Source organism: Streptomyces sp. NPDC052101 (assembly GCF_040680235.1).
GTDB lineage: Bacteria > Actinomycetota > Actinomycetes > Streptomycetales > Streptomycetaceae > Streptomyces.
The window spans coordinates 83,013-103,077 of sequence record NZ_JBFAWH010000009.1 but is presented as its reverse complement, the minus strand read 5'-3'; the positions used below and the strand labels follow the sequence as shown (position 1 = coordinate 103,077).

15 protein-coding genes are annotated in these 20,065 nt (G+C 72.0%); 6 read left to right on the top strand and 9 right to left on the bottom strand.

Features of this window, described 5'->3' with window-relative positions:
• Positions 1-115 precede the first annotated feature (115 nt).
• The 4 genes from AB0L75_RS18110 to AB0L75_RS18095 form a co-directional block, all read right to left on the bottom strand.
• Positions 116-628, bottom strand: coding sequence for a hypothetical protein (locus AB0L75_RS18110; RefSeq protein ID WP_365181883.1), 513 nt, complete (start codon positions 626-628; stop codon positions 116-118).
• Positions 629-869: 241 nt separating this feature from the next.
• Entirely contained in the window at positions 870-2,264 is a 1,395-nt protein-coding gene (locus tag AB0L75_RS18105) for a HAMP domain-containing sensor histidine kinase (RefSeq protein ID WP_365181882.1), read from the bottom strand.
• On the bottom strand, positions 2,261-2,989 hold the full coding sequence (locus AB0L75_RS18100) for a hypothetical protein (protein WP_365181880.1): 729 nt from the start codon (positions 2,987-2,989) through the stop codon (positions 2,261-2,263). The genes AB0L75_RS18105 and AB0L75_RS18100 overlap by 4 nt, the downstream gene beginning before the upstream one ends.
• 162 nt (positions 2,990-3,151) lie before the next feature.
• Positions 3,152-4,804: a M4 family metallopeptidase gene (locus AB0L75_RS18095; RefSeq protein WP_365181878.1), complete on the bottom strand. Its 1,653-nt coding sequence runs from the start codon at positions 4,802-4,804 to the stop codon at positions 3,152-3,154.
• Positions 4,805-4,943: 139 nt separating this feature from the next.
• Between AB0L75_RS18095 and AB0L75_RS18090 the strand changes: the two genes are divergently transcribed.
• Positions 4,944-5,384: a gamma-glutamylcyclotransferase family protein gene (locus AB0L75_RS18090; RefSeq protein ID WP_365181876.1), complete on the top strand. Its 441-nt coding sequence runs from the start codon at positions 4,944-4,946 to the stop codon at positions 5,382-5,384.
• A gap of 1 nt (position 5,385) precedes the next feature.
• Here the strand turns inward: AB0L75_RS18090 and AB0L75_RS18085 are convergent, their stop codons facing one another.
• From AB0L75_RS18085 to AB0L75_RS18075, 3 genes are all read right to left on the bottom strand, one after another.
• A complete protein-coding gene (locus AB0L75_RS18085; protein WP_365181874.1) occupies positions 5,386-6,210 on the bottom strand; it encodes an arylamine N-acetyltransferase in 825 nt (274 codons plus the stop codon).
• A 50-nt stretch (positions 6,211-6,260) separates the two neighbouring features.
• A complete protein-coding gene (locus AB0L75_RS18080; protein WP_365181872.1) occupies positions 6,261-8,411 on the bottom strand; it encodes a molybdopterin oxidoreductase family protein in 2,151 nt (716 codons plus the stop codon).
• A gap of 140 nt (positions 8,412-8,551) precedes the next feature.
• Positions 8,552-9,229, bottom strand: coding sequence for an ElyC/SanA/YdcF family protein (locus AB0L75_RS18075; RefSeq protein WP_365181870.1), 678 nt, complete (start codon positions 9,227-9,229; stop codon positions 8,552-8,554).
• A gap of 154 nt (positions 9,230-9,383) precedes the next feature.
• Here AB0L75_RS18075 and AB0L75_RS18070 point away from each other — a divergent pair, with 154 nt between their 5' ends.
• From AB0L75_RS18070 to AB0L75_RS18050, 5 genes are all read left to right on the top strand, one after another.
• The gene (locus AB0L75_RS18070; protein WP_365181868.1) at positions 9,384-10,235 is read left to right on the top strand and encodes a sirohydrochlorin chelatase; all 852 of its coding nucleotides are present in this window, start codon (positions 9,384-9,386) and stop codon (positions 10,233-10,235) included.
• A 76-nt stretch (positions 10,236-10,311) separates the two neighbouring features.
• Complete coding sequence (locus tag AB0L75_RS18065) at positions 10,312-11,580, top strand: deoxyguanosinetriphosphate triphosphohydrolase (protein WP_365181866.1); 1,269 nt, start codon at positions 10,312-10,314, stop codon at positions 11,578-11,580.
• A gap of 104 nt (positions 11,581-11,684) precedes the next feature.
• Positions 11,685-12,947: an FAD-dependent oxidoreductase gene (locus AB0L75_RS18060; RefSeq protein WP_365181864.1), complete on the top strand. Its 1,263-nt coding sequence runs from the start codon at positions 11,685-11,687 to the stop codon at positions 12,945-12,947.
• Between the two features lie 38 nt (positions 12,948-12,985).
• Positions 12,986-14,884, top strand: a complete 1,899-nt coding sequence (dnaG, locus tag AB0L75_RS18055; RefSeq protein WP_365181862.1) for a DNA primase — start codon at positions 12,986-12,988, stop codon at positions 14,882-14,884.
• A 185-nt stretch (positions 14,885-15,069) separates the two neighbouring features.
• A complete protein-coding gene (locus AB0L75_RS18050; protein ID WP_365181860.1) occupies positions 15,070-16,254 on the top strand; it encodes an RNA polymerase sigma factor in 1,185 nt (394 codons plus the stop codon).
• A 38-nt stretch (positions 16,255-16,292) separates the two neighbouring features.
• Here the strand turns inward: AB0L75_RS18050 and AB0L75_RS18045 are convergent, their stop codons facing one another.
• Both AB0L75_RS18045 and AB0L75_RS18040 read right to left on the bottom strand, forming a co-directional pair.
• Entirely contained in the window at positions 16,293-18,221 is a 1,929-nt protein-coding gene (locus AB0L75_RS18045; RefSeq protein WP_365181858.1) for an ABC transporter ATP-binding protein, read from the bottom strand.
• Complete coding sequence (locus AB0L75_RS18040; protein WP_365181856.1) at positions 18,221-19,954, bottom strand: ABC transporter ATP-binding protein; 1,734 nt, start codon at positions 19,952-19,954, stop codon at positions 18,221-18,223. The genes AB0L75_RS18045 and AB0L75_RS18040 overlap by 1 nt, the downstream gene beginning before the upstream one ends.
• Positions 19,955-20,065 lie beyond the last annotated feature (111 nt).

Genomic DNA, 20,065 nt, shown 5'->3' with positions numbered 1-20,065 from the left:
TCTCCCGGACCGGAGGCGGGTCCGGAGAGTCCCTCCCCCTCCGGGTCGCGAGGGGCTGCGGACCCGGAGGGGGCGGGATGTGCGGTACCGGCGGACGGACAGCGGAGGGTGTCCGTCAGATCCCGTCGCCTCTCGCCCGGCGATGCAGGAGCCAGGTACCGCCCGCGGCGGCGACGGCCAGTGCCGCCACGCCCGCCGCGGTCTGCACGGGGTCGGAGCCGAGTGCGCCGCCGACCCCCGTCTTCAGGCTTCCCCGCGGCTGCACCTGCTCGTGCGCCGCGCTCAACGCCACCACCAGGTCGCCCGTGACCTGCCGGTTGCCCTCGGCGCACTTGGCGACGATCTCGTACGTCCCCGGCTGTGCGCTCTCCGGCACCTGGAACCGCCCGATCGCCTCGCTGTTGTGCGCGCTGGGCGCCAGTGTGAAGGTGCCGGCGCCGACCGCGCCCGCGTCCCCGGTCGCCGAGCCCTTGTCACCGCACGCGGCGGTGTTCACGGTGACCTGGCCTCCGGGCACCACGGTGGAGGGGTACACGTCCAGGCTCGCGGTGTCGCCGGCGGCGTAGGCCGGTGCCGCGGCCGCCACGACCAGCGCGGTACCGGTCAGCAGACGGGCGGTGCGTCGCATGGTGCTCCCCAGGGCTTGTCCGACTGGTGTCCCCTGCCCTATCGAGGTAAGTCGCTGTCCGGGAGTTCCGCTTCCCGAGAGCCCGTCGGGAATGCGGTGAACGGGTGTCGCGACCGGCCCCCGCACGGCCTAGCCGCCGCCGGGTTCCGGCAGGTCACAGCCGTACGGAGGGGGCGATGAGAGGACTGTGCGAAGAGCACACGAATGGAGCGGCGCCCGCGGTTGAACGGGTGACGCCGCGTCAGCCCCCGGTGTCCGCCGCCGGCAGCAGCACCCGTGCCACGGCCCCTCCGCCCGGCGCGTTCCGCAGCCGGACCCGCGCCCCGATCACCTGCGCCTGCCCGAAGGCGATGGTCAGCCCCAGCCCGGTGCCCTGGCCGCGCTCGGCCGCCCCGGTCAGGAACCGCCGCGGCCCCTCGCGCAGCAGCCGCTCCGGGAACCCGTCCCCGTGGTCCCGTACGGTCACCGCGCACCCGGACACGGACACCTCGACCCGGCCACCGCCGTGCCGCCGGGCGTTGCCGATCAGGTTGGCCAGCACCCGTTCCAGCCGGCGCGCGTCCGTCCGTACGGCAGTCTCCTCGCCGGCGCCGGTGAGCCCCACGTCCTCCCCGGCCCGCCGTACGATCCCGGCGACCAGCGGGCCCAGCGGGCGCACCGCCAGGTCCGGCCGCTCCACCTCCGCGTCCAGCCGGGCCACCTCCAGCAGGTCCTCGGTGAGGGTCCGCAGCGCCTGCACCCGGTCCCGGACCAGCTCGCTCGGCCGGCCCGGGGGCAGCAGTTCGGCCGCCGTGTGCAGACCGGTCAGCGGGGTGCGCAGTTCATGGGCGACGTCGGCGGTGAACCGCTGCTCGGCCTCCAGCCGGCTCTGCAGGGACGCCGCCATCGTGTCCACGGCGGCGCCGAGTTCGGCCACCTCGTCCCGGCCGCCCGCCGGTCCCGGCCCGCCGATCCGGGCGTCCAGCTCGCCCTGGCTGATCCGGCGCGCCGTCGCCGCCGCCGTGCGCAGCTCACGGCTGAGCCGGCCGGCCAGCAGGGCCCCGCCGAGCGCGGCGAGGAGCACCACGCCCGCGCCGGAGACCAACAGCTGCCGGTCGAACTCGGCCATCTCCCGGGCCTCCTCGTCCAGCGGCTTGCGCACGGACAGCACATGGGCGCCGATCGGCCGCGCCGCCCACACGGCGGGGTGGTCCGAGGACAGGTCGAGGTAGGTCGCGCGTCGCCCGTCGAGTGCGGCGCGCCGCAGTGGCTCGGGTACGGCGGGGGAGTCGAGGGCGGCCTCGGCGTCGGTGTCGTTCTCGCGGACCTGGCCGGTCAGCTCGTACACCTGCCGGACGCGCACCAGTTGGGCCGTCGCCGCCGCCCGGGAGCCGTCGGCGACCTGCTCCAGCCGCTGCTGGTGCACGAGCAGCCCGATGGCGACGGCGACCAGCGCGCACCCGACGGCGAGCAGCACGGCGATCTTGCCGCGCAGCCCGAGGCGGCCCAGCCCGAGCCGACGCAGCCCGAGCCGGCGCAGCCCGAGCCGGCGCAGCCCGAGGCGGCCCAGCCGGAGGCGGCGCAGCGCGAGCCGGGGCAGCCCGAGCGGGCGCGGCCGCCCGACACGGCGGCGCGCGGCCTGCCCGAGGGCCGTCACCGCGCGCCGTCCTTGACGTCTTTGCCGCCCGTGCCGTCTTCGCTGTCGCTGCTGTGCGCGGGGGACGGCACCGGTTCCGTGATGGCGGAGCCGTACTTCTTCTCGTCGCTGACCGTCACCATGCGGACACCGTCCCAGTGGTACCGCACGGCCTGCTGGGCGCCGTCCGCGCACAGGCTGCGCAGCACCAGGTCCCGGCCCAGTGTCTCCACGGCCACCTGGTGGCCCCCGGTGAGCAGCGCCGTGTACACGCGCCCGGCGCGGGCGGCGAACACGGCGAGCAGGGTGCGGCCGCTCTCGGTGTCCGCGGCGACGAGCAGCTCGGGCTGTCCGTCGCCGGTCAGGTCGGCGTAGCGCGCCGGGCGCAGTCCGGCCGGGCCGGGGCGGTCGGTGACCGGCCGGTCGGCGTACGGCCGGGTGCGCGGGTCGGCGCGCAGCACCTCCCGTACGTCCAGGTCCCGCAGGTCCTTCACTCCGTCCGCGCCGATCCGGGGCAGCCCCAACAGCTGCTCGGGCTGCGGCTGGCGCGTGGCGGCCTGCGCGCCGGGCGCCGAGGCGGACCTGCCGGACCAGGCCGGCCAGACCGCCTCGGGGCGTGGCTGCGCGGACACGGAGGGTGCCGGATCCCCGGCGGCCAGCCCGTCCGTGGCGGCGCACCCGGAGGCGGCCCCGGCGGTGAGGAGCACGGCGCACCCGGGAAGCAGCAGGCGGAGGGACGGCTTCATGCCCCCGACCGTCGCACCGCTTCATCACGGAAATCCGGAGATTGTGTAACAAGGATCAGCAAACTGGGGTGATCAGGGGATTCGGGACCAAGGTCCCGGGACCAACAGGCCGGCGCCGGGTGCGGGACCGGCACCGGCCTGTCACCGTCGCCGGCGTCGGCCTCAGTTCACGTTGACGGCGCTCCAGGCCGCCGCCACCGTGTTGTACTCCGTGCTGCCCGCGCCGTACAGGTCCTTGGCGGCGTTCAGGGTGGCCGTGCGGGCCCCGGCGTAGTTCGTCGAGGAGGTCATGTAGACCGTCAGCGCCCGGTACCAGATCTTGCCGACCTTGTCCCGGCCGATGCCGGTGATCGTGGACCCGTTGGACGTGGGGGAGTTGTAACTGACGCCGTTGATGGTCTTCGGGCCGCTGCCCTCCGCCAGCAGATAGGCGAAGTGGTTGGCGACGCCGGAGGAGTAGTGGACGTCGAGGTTGCCGACCGAACTGCTCCAGTAGTCGGCCGAGTTGCCGTCCTTCGACGGCTTGTCCATGAAGCGCAGCGCCGGCTTCCCGAAGCCGGGCTTCACGATCTTCTCGCCGATGAGGTAGTCACCGGGGTCGGAGGGGTTGTTCGCGTACCACTCGACCATCGTGCCGAGGATGTCCGAGGTGGCCTCGTTGAGCCCGCCGGACTCGCCGGAGTAGGTCAGCGCGGCGGTCTTGGAGGTGACGCCGTGCGTCATCTCGTGCCCGGCGACGTCGAGGGCGACCAGCGGCCCGAAGGTGGTCCCGTCCCCGTCGCCGTACGTCATGCAGAAGCAGCTGTCGTCCCAGAAGGCGTTGTTGTAGTTGCTGCCGTAGTGGACGCGGTTGTACGAGCCCTTGCCGTCGCCGCCGATGCCGTTGCGGCCCTGGATGTTCTTGTAGTAGTCCCAGGTCTCGTTGGTGCCGTACTGGGCGTCGACGGCGGCCGAGGCGCGGTCGGCGGTGCTGCCCGTGCCCCAGTGGTTGTCGGCGTCCGTGAACAGGACGGCGGGCGCCCGGCTGATGCAGATGCCGAAGATGCACAGGTCGGTCTTGCCCTGCGCGTCACCGGTGTAGGTGTTGCCGCGCGTCGGGTCCTTGAGCTGGTACGACGATCCCGACTGGGTCGTCTGAAGCGGTACCGTCCCGCCGTACAGCGACTTTCCGTCGCCGGCGGCGGTCTCGATGCTGTCCCAGGCGTCGATCTGGGCGCCGGTGCGGGCGTCGGTCAGCACGGTCCGGGCGACCGGGTTGCCGAGCGAGTCCCGGCCGACGGCGTTGGTGCGCCAGGCGAGCCTCGGGGTGCCGTGCAGGGCGTCGACGATCAGCTCGGGCCTGGCCTTGACCTGCTTCAGGGCGTCGCCGAGGTGGGCGGCGCGCAGGGCGTTCACGGCGAGGTCGGCGGCCTCGGGGCCCAGGATCTTCGGGACGATCGAGGTGAGGGATATCGGGCTGCGGGTGGCCCGGTTCGTGCTGCGGTAGGCGCCGTCCGGGGCCAGGTGGACCACGAAGTCGCCGCCCAGCACGGGCAGTTGGTGGTAGGTGCGGTCGTAGCGGACGTGCTGGGTGCCGTCCTTGTCCACGATCACGTCGCGGACGCTGGTGTTCTCGGCGGAGGTCAGACCGAGGCTCGCGGCATGCTCCAGGAGTGCCGTGGCGGCGTTCTGGATCGCGGTGGCCCGGGTCGGTCTCGGGTCGGCGTGCGCGGCGGGGGAGAGGGCGACCGTCAGCAGGGTCGCGGTGGTGACGGCGACGCCGGCGGTGGTGGTGAGACGACGGGATCCTCGGACGTGTTGCCGTATCCGGCTCATCTGGCTCCTCGGGGATGGCGCCAAAGCAGGCGTGGGGGTGGCGCGGATGTCCCTGAGATTTAAGGGGCCATGACATGGCATGTCCATAGCCGCTTCATGGAGATGTGTGAGGAGCCGAAGGGGGTACGGAATCGTTTCCGTGATCACTTCGGAGCCCGCGGAGCCCGGGACCCCGCTGCCCTTCTTCGTCTACGGCACCCTGCGCCCCGGCGAGGCCAACCACGACCTCTTCCTGCGCGGCCGCACCGCGTCCGAGGAACCGGCCCGCCTGCCCGGCGCGGCGCTCTACGACGGCCCCGGCTACCCCTACGCCGTCGAGCGCGAAGGCGCGGACGTGCGCGGCGAGTTGGTCACCGCCCGCCCGGAGTCGTACGACGACCTGCTCGCCGCCCTGGACCGGCTGGAGGAGTACGTCCCGGGCGACCCCCGCAACCTCTACGAGCGCGTCGCCCGGCAGGTCGTACGCGCCGACGGCAGCACCGCCCCGGCCTGGGTCTACCTCGCCGCCCCGCACGTCGCCGCCCGGCTGCTCGCCACCGGCACCCGTATCGACGGCGGTGACTGGCTGTCCCGCCGCTGAGTCAGCCCAGCAGTGTCAGCCCCTCGGGCACGGCGACCCCGAACTCCTCCTCGATCACGCGCCGCGCCTCCGCCTCGTCCGCGAGCTTGCGCTCGGTGACCGTGCCGTCGGCGCGGGTCTGCGTCAACCGGTCTCCGTCCAGGGCGAGATGGCGCTCGGCGGTGGTCCGCTGCAGATACGGACGGCGGGTGAAGGGAGAGCGGGGATTGGTGCCGACGTGCCAGTTGAACACCTCGTAGTCCGGGGCGGTGAACGGCTCCAACGTGAACGCGTACTGCCCGACCCAGTCCTGGCCGTCGTGCATCTGCAGCTCCAGCAGCTCCAGCGGCCCTTCGTGCGACACGGCCACCAACCGGTGCCGGCGTCCCGAACCCTCGGACTCGGTGCCGGTGACCAGCGGGACGGGCGCCAGCAGCGCGCCGCCGGCACCGAAGCCGACGTCCGCGAGATACGGCTGCGGCTCACCCTGCACCGACACCCGCAGCATCATGTGCGTGCGCGGCCGGCTCCAGCGGGTCGGGGCGCCCAGCACCACCCGCGCCGCCAGCCCGCTCACCCGGAAGCCGAGCGCTTCCAGGGCGAGCCACAGGAGCGTGTTGTGTTCGTAGCAGTACCCGCCGCGACGCCCGTGGATCATCTTCGCCATGAGATCGCCGGGCGCCAGCGAGGGCGCCCGGCCACTGAGCGGGTCCAGGTTCTCGAAGGGCAGCGACAGCGCATGGGCCAGATGAACGCCCCGCAGCGTCTCCACGGTGGCCCCCCGGCCGCCCTGCCATCCGATGCGGCCCAGATAGGCGTCGAGGTCGAACTGCTCGGTGTCAGCCATACCGAGAATCTACGTCAGCCGGGTCCCCGCACATCCACCACGTCGGCCGGTCACCTTCCCGGAGTCCCCACGGCCGCCTCCACCTCGACCCGCACCGCGCACGACTTGAACTCCGGCATCCGGGACGTCGGGTCGAGGGCCGGGTTGGTGAGGGTGTTGGCGCGGCCCGCGCCGGGCCAGTGGAAGGGCATGAAGACGGTGTCCGGACGGATGGCGGAGGTGATCCGGGCGGGCGCGGTGGCCCGGCCCCGCCGCGATGTCACGGTCACCTGGTCGCCCTCGGCCGCGCCGATCCGGGCCGCGAGGCGCGGGTGCAGCTCCACGAACGGACCGGGAGCGGCGGTGTTCAGCTCGGCGACCCGCCTGGTCTGGGCGCCCGACTGGTACTGCGCGACGACCCGGCCGGTGGTCAGCAGCAGCGGATACTCGTCGTCCGGCTCCTCCGCCGTGGGCCGATGGGTGACCGCGGCGAACCGGGCGCGGCCGTCGGGCGTGGCGAAACGGTCCAGGAAGAGCCGCGGGGTACCGGGGTGGGCCGCCTCGCCCGTCTCATCCGCCTCGCCCGTCTCATCCGCCTCGCCCGCCTCATCCTGGCTCTCCGGGCACGGCCAGAAGACCCCGGTCTCCGCCGCCAGTCGCCGGTAGGTGATCCCCGAGTAGTCGGCCGGGCCGCCCGCACTCGCCCGGCGGAGTTCCTCGAAGACCTCCTCGGGGTCGGTCGGGAAGCCCTTCTCGACGCCGAGACGGGCGGAAAGCTCATGCAGGACGTACAGGTCGCTGCGAACGCCGGGCGGCGGGGCGAGCGCCTGCCGGCGCAGCAGCACCCGGCCCTCCAGGCTGGTCGTCGTCCCCATCTCCTCGGCCCACTGCGTCACCGGCAGGACGACGTCCGCCAGCTCGGCCGTCTCGGAGAGCACCACGTCGCAGACCGCAAGGAAATCAAGGGACTTGATCCGCTTCTCGACATGGGCCGCGCGCGGCGCCGACACCACCGGGTTGGAGCCCATCAGCAGCAGCGCCCGGACGTCCGTGCCGAGGGCGTCGAGGAGTTCGTACGCGCTGCGTCCGGGACCGGGCAGCGTATCGGGGTCCACGCCCCACACCCCGGCCACATGCGCCCGCGCCTCGGGATCGTCCAGCTTGCGGTAGCCGGGCAGCTGGTCGGCCTTCTGGCCGTGTTCCCGTCCGCCCTGCCCGTTGCCCTGCCCGGTCAGACAGCCGTACCCGGACAGCGGGCGGCCCGCGCGGCCCGTCGCCAGGCACAGGTTGATCCACGCGCCCACCGTGTCCGTCCCCTTGGACTGCTGCTCCGGCCCGCGCGCGGTGAGCACCATGGCCGCCTGAGGCGCACAGAACATCCGTACGGCCTCCCGGAGTTGGGGAACGGACACCCCCGTGATCCGCTCCACCTGCTCCGGCCAGTGCGCCATCGCCGTCGCCCGGGCCTCGGCCCACCCCGTCGTACGCTCGCGTATGTACTCCTCGTCCGTCCGGCCCTCGGCCACCACCAGGTGCAGCAGGCCGAGGGCGAGCGCGAGATCGGTGCCGGGGCGCGGGGCCAGGTGCAGGTCCGCCTGCTCGGCCGTCCTCGTCCGGCGCGGGTCGACGACGATCAACGTGCCGCCGTTCTCGCGCAGTTCGCTGAAGAACCGCAACGAAGGCGGCATGGTCTCGGCGAGATTGGAGCCGACGAGGATCACGCACCCCGTCCGCGGGATGTCTTCCAGCGGAAACGGCAGCCCCCGGTCGAGACCGAAAGCGCGCGTACTGGCCGCCGCGGCCGACGACATGCAGAACCGGCCGTTGTAGTCGATCTGCGAGGTGCCCAGCACCACCCGCGCGAACTTGCCGAGCGCGTACGCCTTCTCGTTCGTCAGCCCGCCCCCGCCGAACACGCCCAGCGCGTCGGCGCCGTACTCCCGCCGTGTGCCGCCGAGCCGCTCGGCGACCAGGTCCAGCGCCGCCGTCCAGCTCGCCTCCACCAGCCGGCCCCCGGACCGCACCAGCGGCGAGGTCAGCCGCACCGCCGGGGACAGCACCTGGGCCGCCGTACGCCCCTTGCCGCACAGCGCGCCCCGGTTCACCGGGAAGTCCGGCCGTTCGGTCACCTCGACGCCCCCCTGCGGCAGGGGCGTGATGTTCATCCCGCACTGCAGGGCGCAGTACGGGCAGTGGGTGGGCGTCGAGGCGATCGTCTCCATACCGCCAGCGTGCGTCGACCGTGTTACGGCCCCCGACCGCTCCCGGTTACACGCCCGGCACGGCGACCTCCCCGCGCCGCCCCGCCCGCCGTGAGGCGCCGGTCAGCGGCCGTCGGCGAGCGTACGCCGGCGAGTGTCCGTCAGCGCCCGGCGGCCAGCGCCCGCGCGACCCCCGGCTCCTTCGGCCCCAGGAACTGCGGGTCCGGGTGGAACACCGCGTCCAGCACCGCCTTGCCCGCCGCGAACACCTCGCGCGTCCCGCCGTAGTACCAGGTCACATCGTGCTTGGCGTCGACCCCGACCCCGTACGAGTCCACCCCCGCCGCCCGGCACAGCGCCACTGCCCGCCGGATGTGGAAACCCTGGCTGATCAGCACGGCCCGGTCCACGCCGAAGATCTTCTTGGCCCGCACACAGGAGTCCCAGGTGTCGAACCCGGCGTAGTCGCTGACGATCCGCTTCTCCGGCACCCCGTGCTTCTTGAGATACGCGCGCATGGCGTCGGGCTCGTCGTAGTCCTTGCGGCTGTTGTCGCCGGTGACCAGGACGACCTCGACCCGCCCCGCCCGGTACAGCTTCGCCGCCGCGTCCAGCCGGTTCGCGAGGTACGGCGACGGCTCCCCGTTCCACAGCCCGGCCCCGAACACCACGGCGACCTGCGCCCGGGGCGCGTCGGCCGTCGTGCGCAGCCGGTCCGTCGTGGACACGAACAGCCAGGTCACCGGCAGCAGCGCCAGCACACACCCGGCCATCACGGCCTGCACCAGCCGCCGCTGCCCCTGACGCGTGCGCGGCAGCCGCGGTCGACGGATCTTCATTCGGCCCCCCAGGATTCGGCTGTCGACCATGGAGGACGCCCGCGACACGGGTCCGGTTCGCCTCACATCGACCGTGTGTACGACGTGAACCCGTGGAAAACGCTCGTGACGGCCAGGCAACGGCCACGCAACCTGGCTCCGCCAGGATCCTTGCATGACGGCGTCGCACTCTCTCCACCCCGAGCCCCTCGCCCCCCTCGACAGCACGGCGCACCTCATGCACAGCATCGGCGACGAGCTGGCCGGACGGCTGCGCCGTGTCTCCCTCCTGGGCCGCCGCCCGGCCCAGCCCGCCCTCGTCCTGGTCGCCCACGGCAGCCGCGACCCGCGCGCGCTGGAGACGGTACGGGCCCTGCGCGACCGCATACGCGACCTGCGCCCCGGCCTCCCCGTCCACCTGGGCCACATCGAACTGAACGAGCCCCTGCTCCCGGACACCCTCGCCGCGCTGGGCGACACCCCCGCCGTCCTGGTCCCGCTGCTCCTGTCGCGCGGCTACCACATCAAACAGGACATCCCGGAGATGGCGGCCACGGCGACGGCCCGCACACACGTGGCCGCCCCCCTCGGCCCCCATCCGCTCCTGGTCGAGACCCTCTACGACCGCCTGCTGGAGGCCGGCTGGCCCACGGCCATGGACGCGGCCGCCCGCCGCGCGAGCGCGGTCGTCCTCGCCGCGGCCGGCTCCCGCGACCCCGACTCCGCCACCGACACCCGCCGCACCGCCCGCTCCCTCGCGGGCCGCCTGGGAGTCCCGGTCGTCCCGGCGTACGCCTCGGCGGCGAGCCCGACCGTTCCGGCGGCGTTGCGTGCTTTGGCGGCGAAGGGCCGGCACCGGGTGGCGATCGCGTCGTACTTCACGGCTCCGGGCCGCTTCGCGACCCAGTGCGCGCAAGCAGCCCCGTGGATGGCCTCGGCCCCTTTGGGCGCCCACCCGGCGATGGCCCGCCTGATCCTGCAGCGTTACGAGGAGAACGTGACGACGCGTGGGGCGGCAGCCGCCTAGGGGCGCGAGCGGCCACGACGCTCCCGCACTCGCCGAGCGACAGAACTCGGCAGACGAGTGGGCTTACTGTCGATCCATGGAAGGCACCGCACTCAGCTACGACCCGGCCGCACTGGAACGTTACGCCCCCGAACCGGACAAACGCCCCGGCCGCACCGCCTTCCAACGCGACCGCGCCCGCATCCTCCACTCCGCCGCCCTACGGCGCCTCGCGGGCAAGACCCAGGTGGTCACCCCGGGAACCAGCAGCCAGGTGTGGGACGCCAGCCCCCGCACCCGCCTCACCCACTCCCTGGAGTGCGCCCAGGTGGGCCGGGAGCTGGGCGCGGCCCTCGGCTGCGACCCCGACCTCGTGGAGGCCGCCTGCCTGGCCCACGACCTCGGCCACCCCCCTTTCGGCCACAACGGCGAACAGGCGCTGAACGCCTTCGCCGACGACTGCGGCGGCTTCGAGGGCAACGCCCAGTCGCTGCGCCTCCTCACCCGCATCGAGCCCAAACGGTTCACTCCGGAGGGCTCGGTCGGCCTCAACCTCACCCGCGCCGCCCTCGACGCCGCCACCAAGTACCCCTGGCCGCGCGGCGCCCACCCCACCGACCCGGCCTCGCGGAAGTTCGGCGTCTACGCGGACGACCGGCCCGTGTTCGACTGGGTCAGGGCGCACGCCCCCGGCACCCGCACCTGCTTCGAGGCCCAGGTGATGGACTGGTCGGACGACGTGGCGTACTCGGTGCACGACGTCGAGGACGGCCTGCACGCCGGTCATATCGACCCCAACTGCCTGCACGCCGAGCCCGAACGGCAGGAGGTGTTCCGGGTCGCCATCGGCCGGTACGTCCCCGCCGGCACCGACCCGGCCGAACTCTCCGCCGCCCTCGACCGCCTCCAGGACGAGGAGTGGTGGCCGCACGGCTACGACGGCACGGCGGTCGCCCAGGCCCGGCTGAAGGACGCCACCAGCCAGCTCATCGGCCGCTTCTGCCTGGCCGCCGAGGGCGCCACGCGCGCCGCGTACGGCAACGGCCGGCTCACCCGCTACGCCGCCGAACTCGTCGTACCCCCCGAGGCCCAGATGGAGTGCGCGGTGCTGAAGGCGGTCGCGGACCGGTATGTGATGCAGCGCGCCGAGCAGGAGCGGCTGCGCGCGGATCAGCGGGTGATCGTGGCGGAGCTGGCGGAGGCGCTGACGGCTCGCGCGCCGGACGGTCTCGATCCGCAGTTTCGGGCACTGTTCTACGGGGCAGGCGACGACCACGCGCGCAAGCGGGTGATCGTCGACCAGATCGCCTCGCTCACCGATGCCTCGGCGCGCTCGCTGCACGCGAGACTCACGGGGCATATGTGAGAGGAACGTGACCGGCGGTGGCCTGATCGGGTCACTCCCTCTTCCCGCAGCACGCCGTGTGCGGGACGCTCGCATATGGCGGCACCCTTAAGAGGAGGCATCAAGTGGTCGACGCGGATCAGACATTCGTCATCGTCGGGGGCGGTCTCGCCGGGGCGAAGGCGGCCGAGACGCTCCGGACGGAGGGCTTCACCGGCCGCGTGATACTGATCTGCGACGAGCGCGACCACCCCTACGAACGCCCGCCCCTGTCCAAGGGCTACCTGCTCGGCAAGGAGGAGCGCGACAGCGTCTTCGTGCACGAGCCGGCCTGGTACGCGCAGGCCGAGATCGAGCTGCACCTCGGCCAGACGGTCACCGCGATCGACCGGACCGCGAAGACGGTCCGCCTCGGCGAGGGCACCCTGATCCGCTACGACAAGCTGCTGCTCGTCACCGGTGCCGAGCCCCGCCGCCTGGACATCCCGGGCACCGGCCTGGCGGGCGTGCACCACCTGCGCCGCCTCGCGCACGCCGAGCGACTCAAGGGTGTCCTCACGGCCCTCGGCCGGGACAACGGGCACCTCGTGATCGCGGGCGCCGGCTGGATCGGCCTGGAGGTCGCCGCGGCCGCCCGCGGGTACGGCGCGGAGGTCACGGTGATCGAGCACGGTCCGACCCCGCTGCACACGGTCCTCGGCCCCGAGCTGGGGGGCGTCTTCGCCGAGCTGCACCGCGAGCACGGCGTCCGCTTCCACTTCGGGCGGCAGCTCACCGAGATCGTCGGGCAGGACGGCATGGTGCTCGCGGTGCGCACCGACGACGGCGAGGAACACCCGGCGCACGACGTCCTCGCCGCGATCGGCGCGGCCCCCCGCACCGGCCTCGCGGAGGCGGCCGGCCTGGAGATCGCCGACCGGGCGCTCGGCGGCGGCATCGTCGTCGACGAGCGGCTGCGCACCTCCGACCCGGACATCTACGCCGCCGGTGACGTGGCCTCCTTCCCGCTGGCCCGGTTCGGCACCCGGCTGCGGGTGGAGCACTGGGCGAACGCGCTGAACAGCGGCCCGGCCGCGGCCCGCGCCATGCTCGGGCAGGACATGGTCTACGACCGCCTGCCCTACTTCTTCACCGACCAGTACGACCTGGGCATGGAGTACAGCGGGTGGGCGCCGGCCGGGTCGTACGACGAGGTGGTGATCCGGGGTGATGCCGGCAAGCGGGAGTTCATCGCGTTCTGGCTGAAGGAGGGGCGCGTGCTGGCCGGGATGAATGTGAACGTGTGGGATGTCACAGAGCGGATCCAGAAGCTGATCCGGTCCCGGACCGAGGTCAGCACGGAGGCCCTGGCCGACCCGCACGTCCCGCTGGAGAGCCTCGCCTCCTGAAGCCCGGGGCTGTCGGTCCGCCCCCGTAGAATCACCTCGTGGCAGGACGGATCAACGACGAGGACGTGAAGGCGGTACGGGACGCGGTCCCGATCGACGCCGTGGTCTCCGAGTACCTCCAGCTGCGGAGCGCGGGCGGCGGCAACCTCAAGGGCCTGTGCCCGTTCCACGACGAGAAATCGCCGTCCTTCCAGGTCAGCCCGAGCAAGGGACTCTTCCACTGCTTCGGCTGCCAGGAGGGCGGCGACACCATCACCTTCGTGATGAAGGTGGACCACCTCTCCTTCTCGGAGGCGGTCGAGCGCCTCGCCGCCCAGGCCGGCATCACCCTGCGCTACGAGGAGGGCGGGTACAACCCGGCCCACCAGCGCGGCGAGCGCATCCGCCTGGTCGAGGCCCACAAGATCGCCGCGCAGTGGTACGCCGAGCAGCTCGCCACCAGCGCCGAGGCCGAGACCGGCCGGGTCTTCCTCGCCGAGCGAGGCTTCGACCAGGGCGCGGCCGTGCACTTCGGCGTCGGCTACAGCCCGCAGGGCTGGGACCACCTCACCCGCTATCTGCGCGGCAAGGGCTTCAGCGACAAGGAGCTGATCCTCTCCGGGCTCTCCCAGGAGGGCCGCCGCGGCCCCATCGACCGCTTCCGGGGCCGCCTGATGTGGCCCATCCGGGACATCGGCGGCGAGGTCGTCGGCTTCGGCGCGAGGAAGCTCTACGAAGCGGACAACGGGCCCAAGTACCTCAACACCCCCGAGACGGCGATCTACAAGAAGTCCCAGGTCCTCTACGGCATCGACCTGGCGAAGCAGAACATCGCCAAGACCAGCCGGGCGGTCGTCGTCGAGGGCTACACGGACGTCATGGCCTGCCACCTCGCAGGCGTCACGACCGCCATCGCGACCTGCGGCACGGCCTTCGGCGGCGACCACATCAAGATCCTCCGCCGGCTGCTGATGGACAACGGCTCGGCCCGCGTGATCTTCACCTTCGACGGCGACGCGGCCGGTCAGAAGGCCGCCCTGCGCGCCTTCGAGGACGACCAGAAGTTCGCCGCCGAGACCTACATCGCCATCGCGCCGGACGGCATGGACCCGTGCGAGCTGCGCCTCGCGAAGGGCGACGAGTCGGTGTCGGACCTGACCGAACCCCGCACGCCCCTCTTCGAGTTCGCCCTCCGGCAGATCGTGAGCCGCTACGACCTGGACACGCCGGGCGGACGGGCGGCCGCACTGGACGAGGCCGCGCCGGTCGTGGCCAAGATCAAGGACCGCAGCGTCCGGCGCGAGGTCGCGGTGCAGCTGGCGGGCCTGGTCGGCATCCTGGACCAGGAATTCGTCGTGGATCGCGTCGGTTACCTGGTGCGCAGAAACGGGCACGGCGGCCCGGCTGCCGCACCGCCGCGAAGCCGTATGCCGGAATACGACGCCGCCCCTCGCCCCCCGGCCGGCGGCCCGGCCCTCACCCTGCGCAACCCCGTATACGCCGCCGAACGCGAACTGCTCAAACTCGCCCTGCAGCGCCCCGAGCTGGTCTCCCCGGCCTTCGACGCCTACGGCGTGGACGAGTTCACCGCCCCGCCCTACGCCGCCGTGCGCCAGGCGGTCGCCGAGTCGGGCGGCGCCGAGTACGGCGTCCCGGACCCGCAGGAGTATCTGGTCCGGGTCCGCGAGGCCGCACCGGACGACACCGTCCGCGCGATGGTCACCGAACTGGCCGTCGAGCCGATCCTGCGCCGCACGGTCGACGAGACCTACGCCGGCACGGTCCTGGTCCAGATCCGCCGCCGCGCCGTCGAGCGCCGCATCCACGACATCCAGTCCCAGCTGACCCGCCTCGCCACCGGCGGCGACCCCGCCCGACTGACGGCCGTACAGAACGAGATGTGGGTCCTCCAGCAGTACGACCAGGCACTGCGCGAGCGGGGCGCGGAGGCGCTCTAGGCAGCCCCGGCGCCTTCGGTTTCAGCGCCGATCACCAACCGGTCACGGACCGGATGCAAAAAGTCACCGCAAGCCCCTCGTGGCGGGGATGTGTCTTACCCCACACTGGGGGCGGTGCCCGAGTCACCGGAGCGCAGGCCGTCGACTCTCCGCTCCCGACGTACCACTGCCGCACACCTTCAGCAGTGATCATCCTGGAGGTCGCCCCCGTGCAGACCCAGACCCTCACCCAGACCGACAGCGCCACCAGCAGCACCGCGGACGAGCCGGACGCGGAGACGGACGTCCTCGTGGCCGTGCCCCCGCAGGGCCCCGCCGCCCGGCACCCGGAGACGGTGCCCGCCGAGCCGGCGGAACCGCCGGCGGAAGCGCTCACGGACGAGCCCGAGGAGGCCGGCGGACCACTGGAAGCCGCCGAGCCCGTCGGGACACCGGTCTTCGCGCGGGCCGAGACCGGTGGCCCCTCGGCCGACCTGTTCCGCCAGTACCTGCGCGAGATCGGCCGCATCCCCCTGCTCACCGCCGCCGAGGAGGTCGAACTCGCCCGCCGGGTCGAGGCCGGCCTGTTCGCCGAGGAGAAGCTGAGCAACACCCCCTATCTGGACGGTCAGTTGGCCCTGGATCTGGACCGGCTCGTGGTCATGGGGCGGATGGCCAAGCGGCGGCTGATCGAGGCCAACCTGCGGCTCGTCGTCTCCGTCGCCAAACGGTACGTCGGACGCGGGCTGACCATGCTCGACCTCGTCCAGGAGGGCAACCTCGGGCTGATCCGGGCCGTGGAGAAGTTCGACTACGCCCGCGGCTACAAGTTCTCGACCTACGCCACCTGGTGGATCCGCCAGGCGATGTCCCGGGCCCTGGCCGACCAGGCCCGCACCATCCGCGTCCCGGTCCATGTGGTCGAGCTGATCAACCGGGTGGTGCGGGTGCAGCGGCGCATGCTGCAGGAGCGGGGGTACGAGCCGACGCCCGAAGAGGTCGCCACCCACCTCGACCTGGCGCCCGAGCGGGTCTCCGAGGTGCTGCGGCTGGCCCAGGAACCGGTCTCGCTGCACGCTCCGGTCGGCGAGGAGGACGATGTGGCCCTCGGTGACCTGATCGAGGACGGCGACGCGGCGAGCCCCGTCGAGTCCGCCGCGTTCCTGCTGCTCAGGGAGCACCTGGAGGCTGTCCTGTCCACGCTGGGCGAGCGTGAACGCAAGGTCGTCCAGCTCCGCTACGGCCTCATCGACGGCCGCCCCCGCACGCTGGAGGAGATAGGCCGCCTCTTCGGTGTCACGCGGGAGCGGATCCGCCAGATCGAGTCCAAGACCCTCAACAAGCTCCGCGACCACGCCTTCGCGGACCAGCTGAGGGGCTACCTGGACTGAGACGAAGGGGGGCCGCCTGCCGGCAGCCCCCCACGCGCCTAGTCCACCTCGGCCACGGCCTGGGCGAACTGGGCCTTGTACAGCCGCGCGTACGCACCGTCCGCGGCCAACAGCGCCGCATGCGCGCCCTGTTCCACGATCGACCCGTTCTCCATCACGAGGATCGTGTCCGCGTCCCGGATCGTCGACAGCCGGTGCGCGATCACGAACGACGTCCGTCCCGCCGCCAGCTTGGCCATCGCCTTCTGGATCAGCACCTCGGTCCGGGTGTCGACCGAACTCGTCGCCTCGTCCAGCACCAGGATCACCGGGTCGGACAGGAACGCCCGCGCGATGGTGATGAGCTGCTTCTCACCGGCGCTCACCCCCGTGCCCTCGTCGTCGATCACGGTGTCGTACCCGTCGGGCAGCGTACGGATGAACCGGTCGGCGTGCGCCGCCCGCGCCGCCTCCTCGATCTCGCCGCGGGTGACCTCCCTGGACGCCCCGTACGCGATGTTCTCCGCGATCGTGCCGCCGAACAGCCAGGTGTCCTGCAGCACCATGCCGATCCCGGACCGGAGTTCGTCGCGGGACATCCCGCGGATGTCGACCCCGTCGAGCGTGATCCGCCCGCCGGACACGTCGTAGAACCGCATCAGCAGGTTGACCAGCGTGGTCTTGCCCGCGCCGGTCGGGCCGACGATCGCGACCGTGTGACCGGGCTCCACCGTGAGCGAGAGGTCCTCGATCAGCGGCTTCTCGGGGTCGTACCGGAAGGACACATGCTCCAGCCCGACCCTTCCGCGCAGCTCGGCAGGCCTCTCGCCCGGCACCGGATCCGCCTCCTGCTCCTCCGCGTCCAGGAGTTCGAAGATCCGCTCGGCCGAGGCGACACCGGACTGCACCAGGTTCGCCATCGACGCGACCTGCGTCAGCGGCATCGAGAACTGCCGCGAGTACTGGATGAAGGCCTGCACGTCACCGATGGAGAGGGAACCGGAGGCGACGCGCAGTCCGCCGACGACCGCGACCAGGACGTAGTTCAGGTTCGAGACGAACATCATCAGCGGCTGCATGACACCGCTGTTGAACTGGGCCTTGAACCCGGCCTCGTAGAGCGCCTCGTTCTGCTCGGCGAACTGCCTGGCCGACTCCTCCTGTCGGCCGAACACCTTCACCAGGGTGTGCCCGGTGTACATCTCCTCGACGTGGGCGTTCAGCTTGCCGGTGGAGCGCCACTGCTGCACGAAGTGCGGCTGCGACCGCTTGCCGACCCGGGTGGCCACGACGAACGACAGCGGCACGGTGACCAGCGCGACCAGCGCCAGCAGCCAGGAGACGTAGAACATCATCACAAGCACGCCGATGATGGTCAGCACCGAGTTGATCAGCTGGCCCATCGACTGCTGCAGCGTCTGCCCGATGTTGTCGATGTCGTTGGTCGCGCGGGAGAGCACCTCGCCGCGCTGGCGCTTGTCGAAGTACGACAGCGGCAGCCGCGACAGCTTCGCCTGCACGGACTCGCGCATACGGAACATCGTGCGGTTCACGGCCCGGTTGACCAGCCGGGTCGCCACCGCCATCAGCAGGCCGGCGACCGTGAACGTGGCGAGCGCCAGCAGCAGGATGTTGCCGACGGCGCCGAAGTCGATGCCCTTGCCGGGCGTGAAGTCGGTGCTCTTCAGCATGTCCGCCACGGAGCCGTGGCCGTGGGCCCGCATCTGGTCGAGGGCCTGCTGCTTGGTGGCCCCGGCGGGCATCTGACGGCCGATGATGCCGGCGAAGACCAGGTCGGTGGCCTTGCCGAGGATCTTCGGGCCGATGACGCTCAGGGTCACGCTGACGACCACGCACAGCAGCAGGCCGTAGATCGTGAGCCGCTCCGGTTTGAACTGGGCGACGAGCCGTTTGCCCGACCCCTTGAAGTCCATCGAGCGCTGGTCGGGACCGCCCCCGGCCATCATGCGTCCCATGGGCCCGGCCATCAGGCAGCCTCCGCTTCCGTCAGCTGGGAGAGCACGATCTCCCGGTAGGTCTCGTTGTCCGCCATCAGCTCCTGGTGCCGGCCGGAGCCGACGACCCGGCCCTCGTCCAGCACGATGATCCGGTCGGCATCCCGGATGGTCGCCACCCGCTGGGCGACGATCACGACGGTCGCCTCGGCCGTCTCCCGGGTGAGCGCGCCGCGCAGGGCCGCGTCGGTGGCGTAGTCGAGCGCGGAGAACGAGTCGTCGAAGAGGTAGATCTCCGGGCGCTGGACGAGGGTGCGGGCGATGGCGAGGCGCTGGCGCTGGCCGCCGGAGACATTGGTGCCGCCCTGCGCGATCGGCGCGTCCAGTCCGCCGTCCAGCTTGCTCACGAAGTCCTTGGCCTGCGCCACCTCCAGCGCGTGCCACAGCTCCTCGTCGGTGGCGTCGGGATTGCCGTAGCGCAGGTTGGTCGCGACGGTGCCCGCGAACAGGTACGGCTTCTGCGGCACCATGCCGACGGTCTTCGCGAGCAGCAGCGGCTCGACCTCCTGCACGTCCACGCCGTCGACCAGCACCTCGCCCTCGGTGGCGTCGAACAGCCGCGGGACAAGCCCGAGCAGCGTCGACTTGCCGCTGCCGGTGGAGCCGATCACGGCGGTCGTCTCGCCCGGCCGGGCCACCAGGTCGATGGACTTCAGCACCGGCTCCTCGGCACCCGGATAGCGGAAGCCGACGCCGCGGATCTCCAGATGCCCGTGCCGGGGCAGCTCGATGACCGGTGCGAGCGGCGGCACCACGCTGGAGTCGGTCCCGAGGACCTCCTCGATGCGCTCGGCGCACACCTCCGCGCGCGGCACCATCATGAACATGAAGGTGGCCATCATCACGGACATGACGATCTGCATCAGATAGGCGAGGAACGCGGTCAGGTCGCCGATCTGCATCGCGCCGCTGTCGATGCGGTGGGCGCCGAACCACACCACGGCGATCGACGACAGGTTCACCACCGTCATGACGATCGGGAACATCAGGGCGAGCATCCGGCCCGTGGCCAGCTGCATCTCGGTCAGATCGCCGTTGGCCCGCCCGAACCGGCCCTGCTCGTACTCGTCGCGGACGAAGGCGCGGATCACCCGGTTGCCGCTGATCTGCTCGCGCAGCACCCGGTTCACCGTGTCGAGGCGGGTCTGCATGGACCGGAACAGCGGGCGCAGTCGGCGCACGATCACCGTCACGGAGATGCCGAGCACCGGCACCACGGCGACCAGCACCCCGGACAGCGGCACATCCAGGCCGAGCGCCAGCACGATGCCGCCCACGCACATGATGGGCGCCGACACCATCAGGGTGAACGTCATCAGGGCCAGCATCTGGACTTGCTGTACGTCGTTCGTCGTACGGGTGATGAGCGAGGGTGCCCCGAAGTGACCCACCTCACGAGCGGAGAAGGACTGCACCCGGTCGAAGACGGCGGCGCGCACGTCCCGGCCGAGCGCGGAGGCGGTCCGGGCGCCGTAGTAGACGGCTCCGATGTTGCACACGACCTGCGCCAGCGAGATGCCGATCATCAGGCCGCCGAAGGACAGGATGTAACCCGTGTCCCCCTTCACGACACCGTTGTCGATGATGTGGGCGTTGAGGGTGGGCAGATAGAGGGTGGCGCACGTCTGCAGGAACTGCAGCAGCACCAGCAGGGCTATGGATTTCCTGTAGGGCCTGAGATAGGTCCGTAGAAGTCGTATGAGCACGCTACGTCTCTCGGAGTCGGCGACAGGGGCTGGTCGGTTGCCCTTGGCCCCTATCGTCGAACACTCCACCTGCGTTACCTCAACCCATTAAACGGGCGGCGAGGCTCGTAC

Coding starts and splice junctions, on each gene's coding strand:
- AB0L75_RS18075 (WP_365181870.1), bottom strand. CDS start 9,229: ATGAAGATCCGTCGACCGCGGCTGCCGCGCACGCGTCAGGGGCAGCGG.
- AB0L75_RS18110 (WP_365181883.1), bottom strand. CDS start 628: ATGCGACGCACCGCCCGTCTGCTGACCGGTACCGCGCTGGTCGTGGCG.
- AB0L75_RS18095 (WP_365181878.1), bottom strand. CDS start 4,804: ATGAGCCGGATACGGCAACACGTCCGAGGATCCCGTCGTCTCACCACC.
- AB0L75_RS18100 (WP_365181880.1), bottom strand. CDS start 2,989: ATGAAGCCGTCCCTCCGCCTGCTGCTTCCCGGGTGCGCCGTGCTCCTC.
- AB0L75_RS18085 (WP_365181874.1), bottom strand. CDS start 6,210: ATGGCTGACACCGAGCAGTTCGACCTCGACGCCTATCTGGGCCGCATC.
- AB0L75_RS18065 (WP_365181866.1), top strand. CDS start 10,312: ATGGAAGGCACCGCACTCAGCTACGACCCGGCCGCACTGGAACGTTAC.
- AB0L75_RS18080 (WP_365181872.1), bottom strand. CDS start 8,411: ATGGAGACGATCGCCTCGACGCCCACCCACTGCCCGTACTGCGCCCTG.
- AB0L75_RS18070 (WP_365181868.1), top strand. CDS start 9,384: ATGACGGCGTCGCACTCTCTCCACCCCGAGCCCCTCGCCCCCCTCGAC.
- AB0L75_RS18045 (WP_365181858.1), bottom strand. CDS start 18,221: ATGGCCGGGCCCATGGGACGCATGATGGCCGGGGGCGGTCCCGACCAG.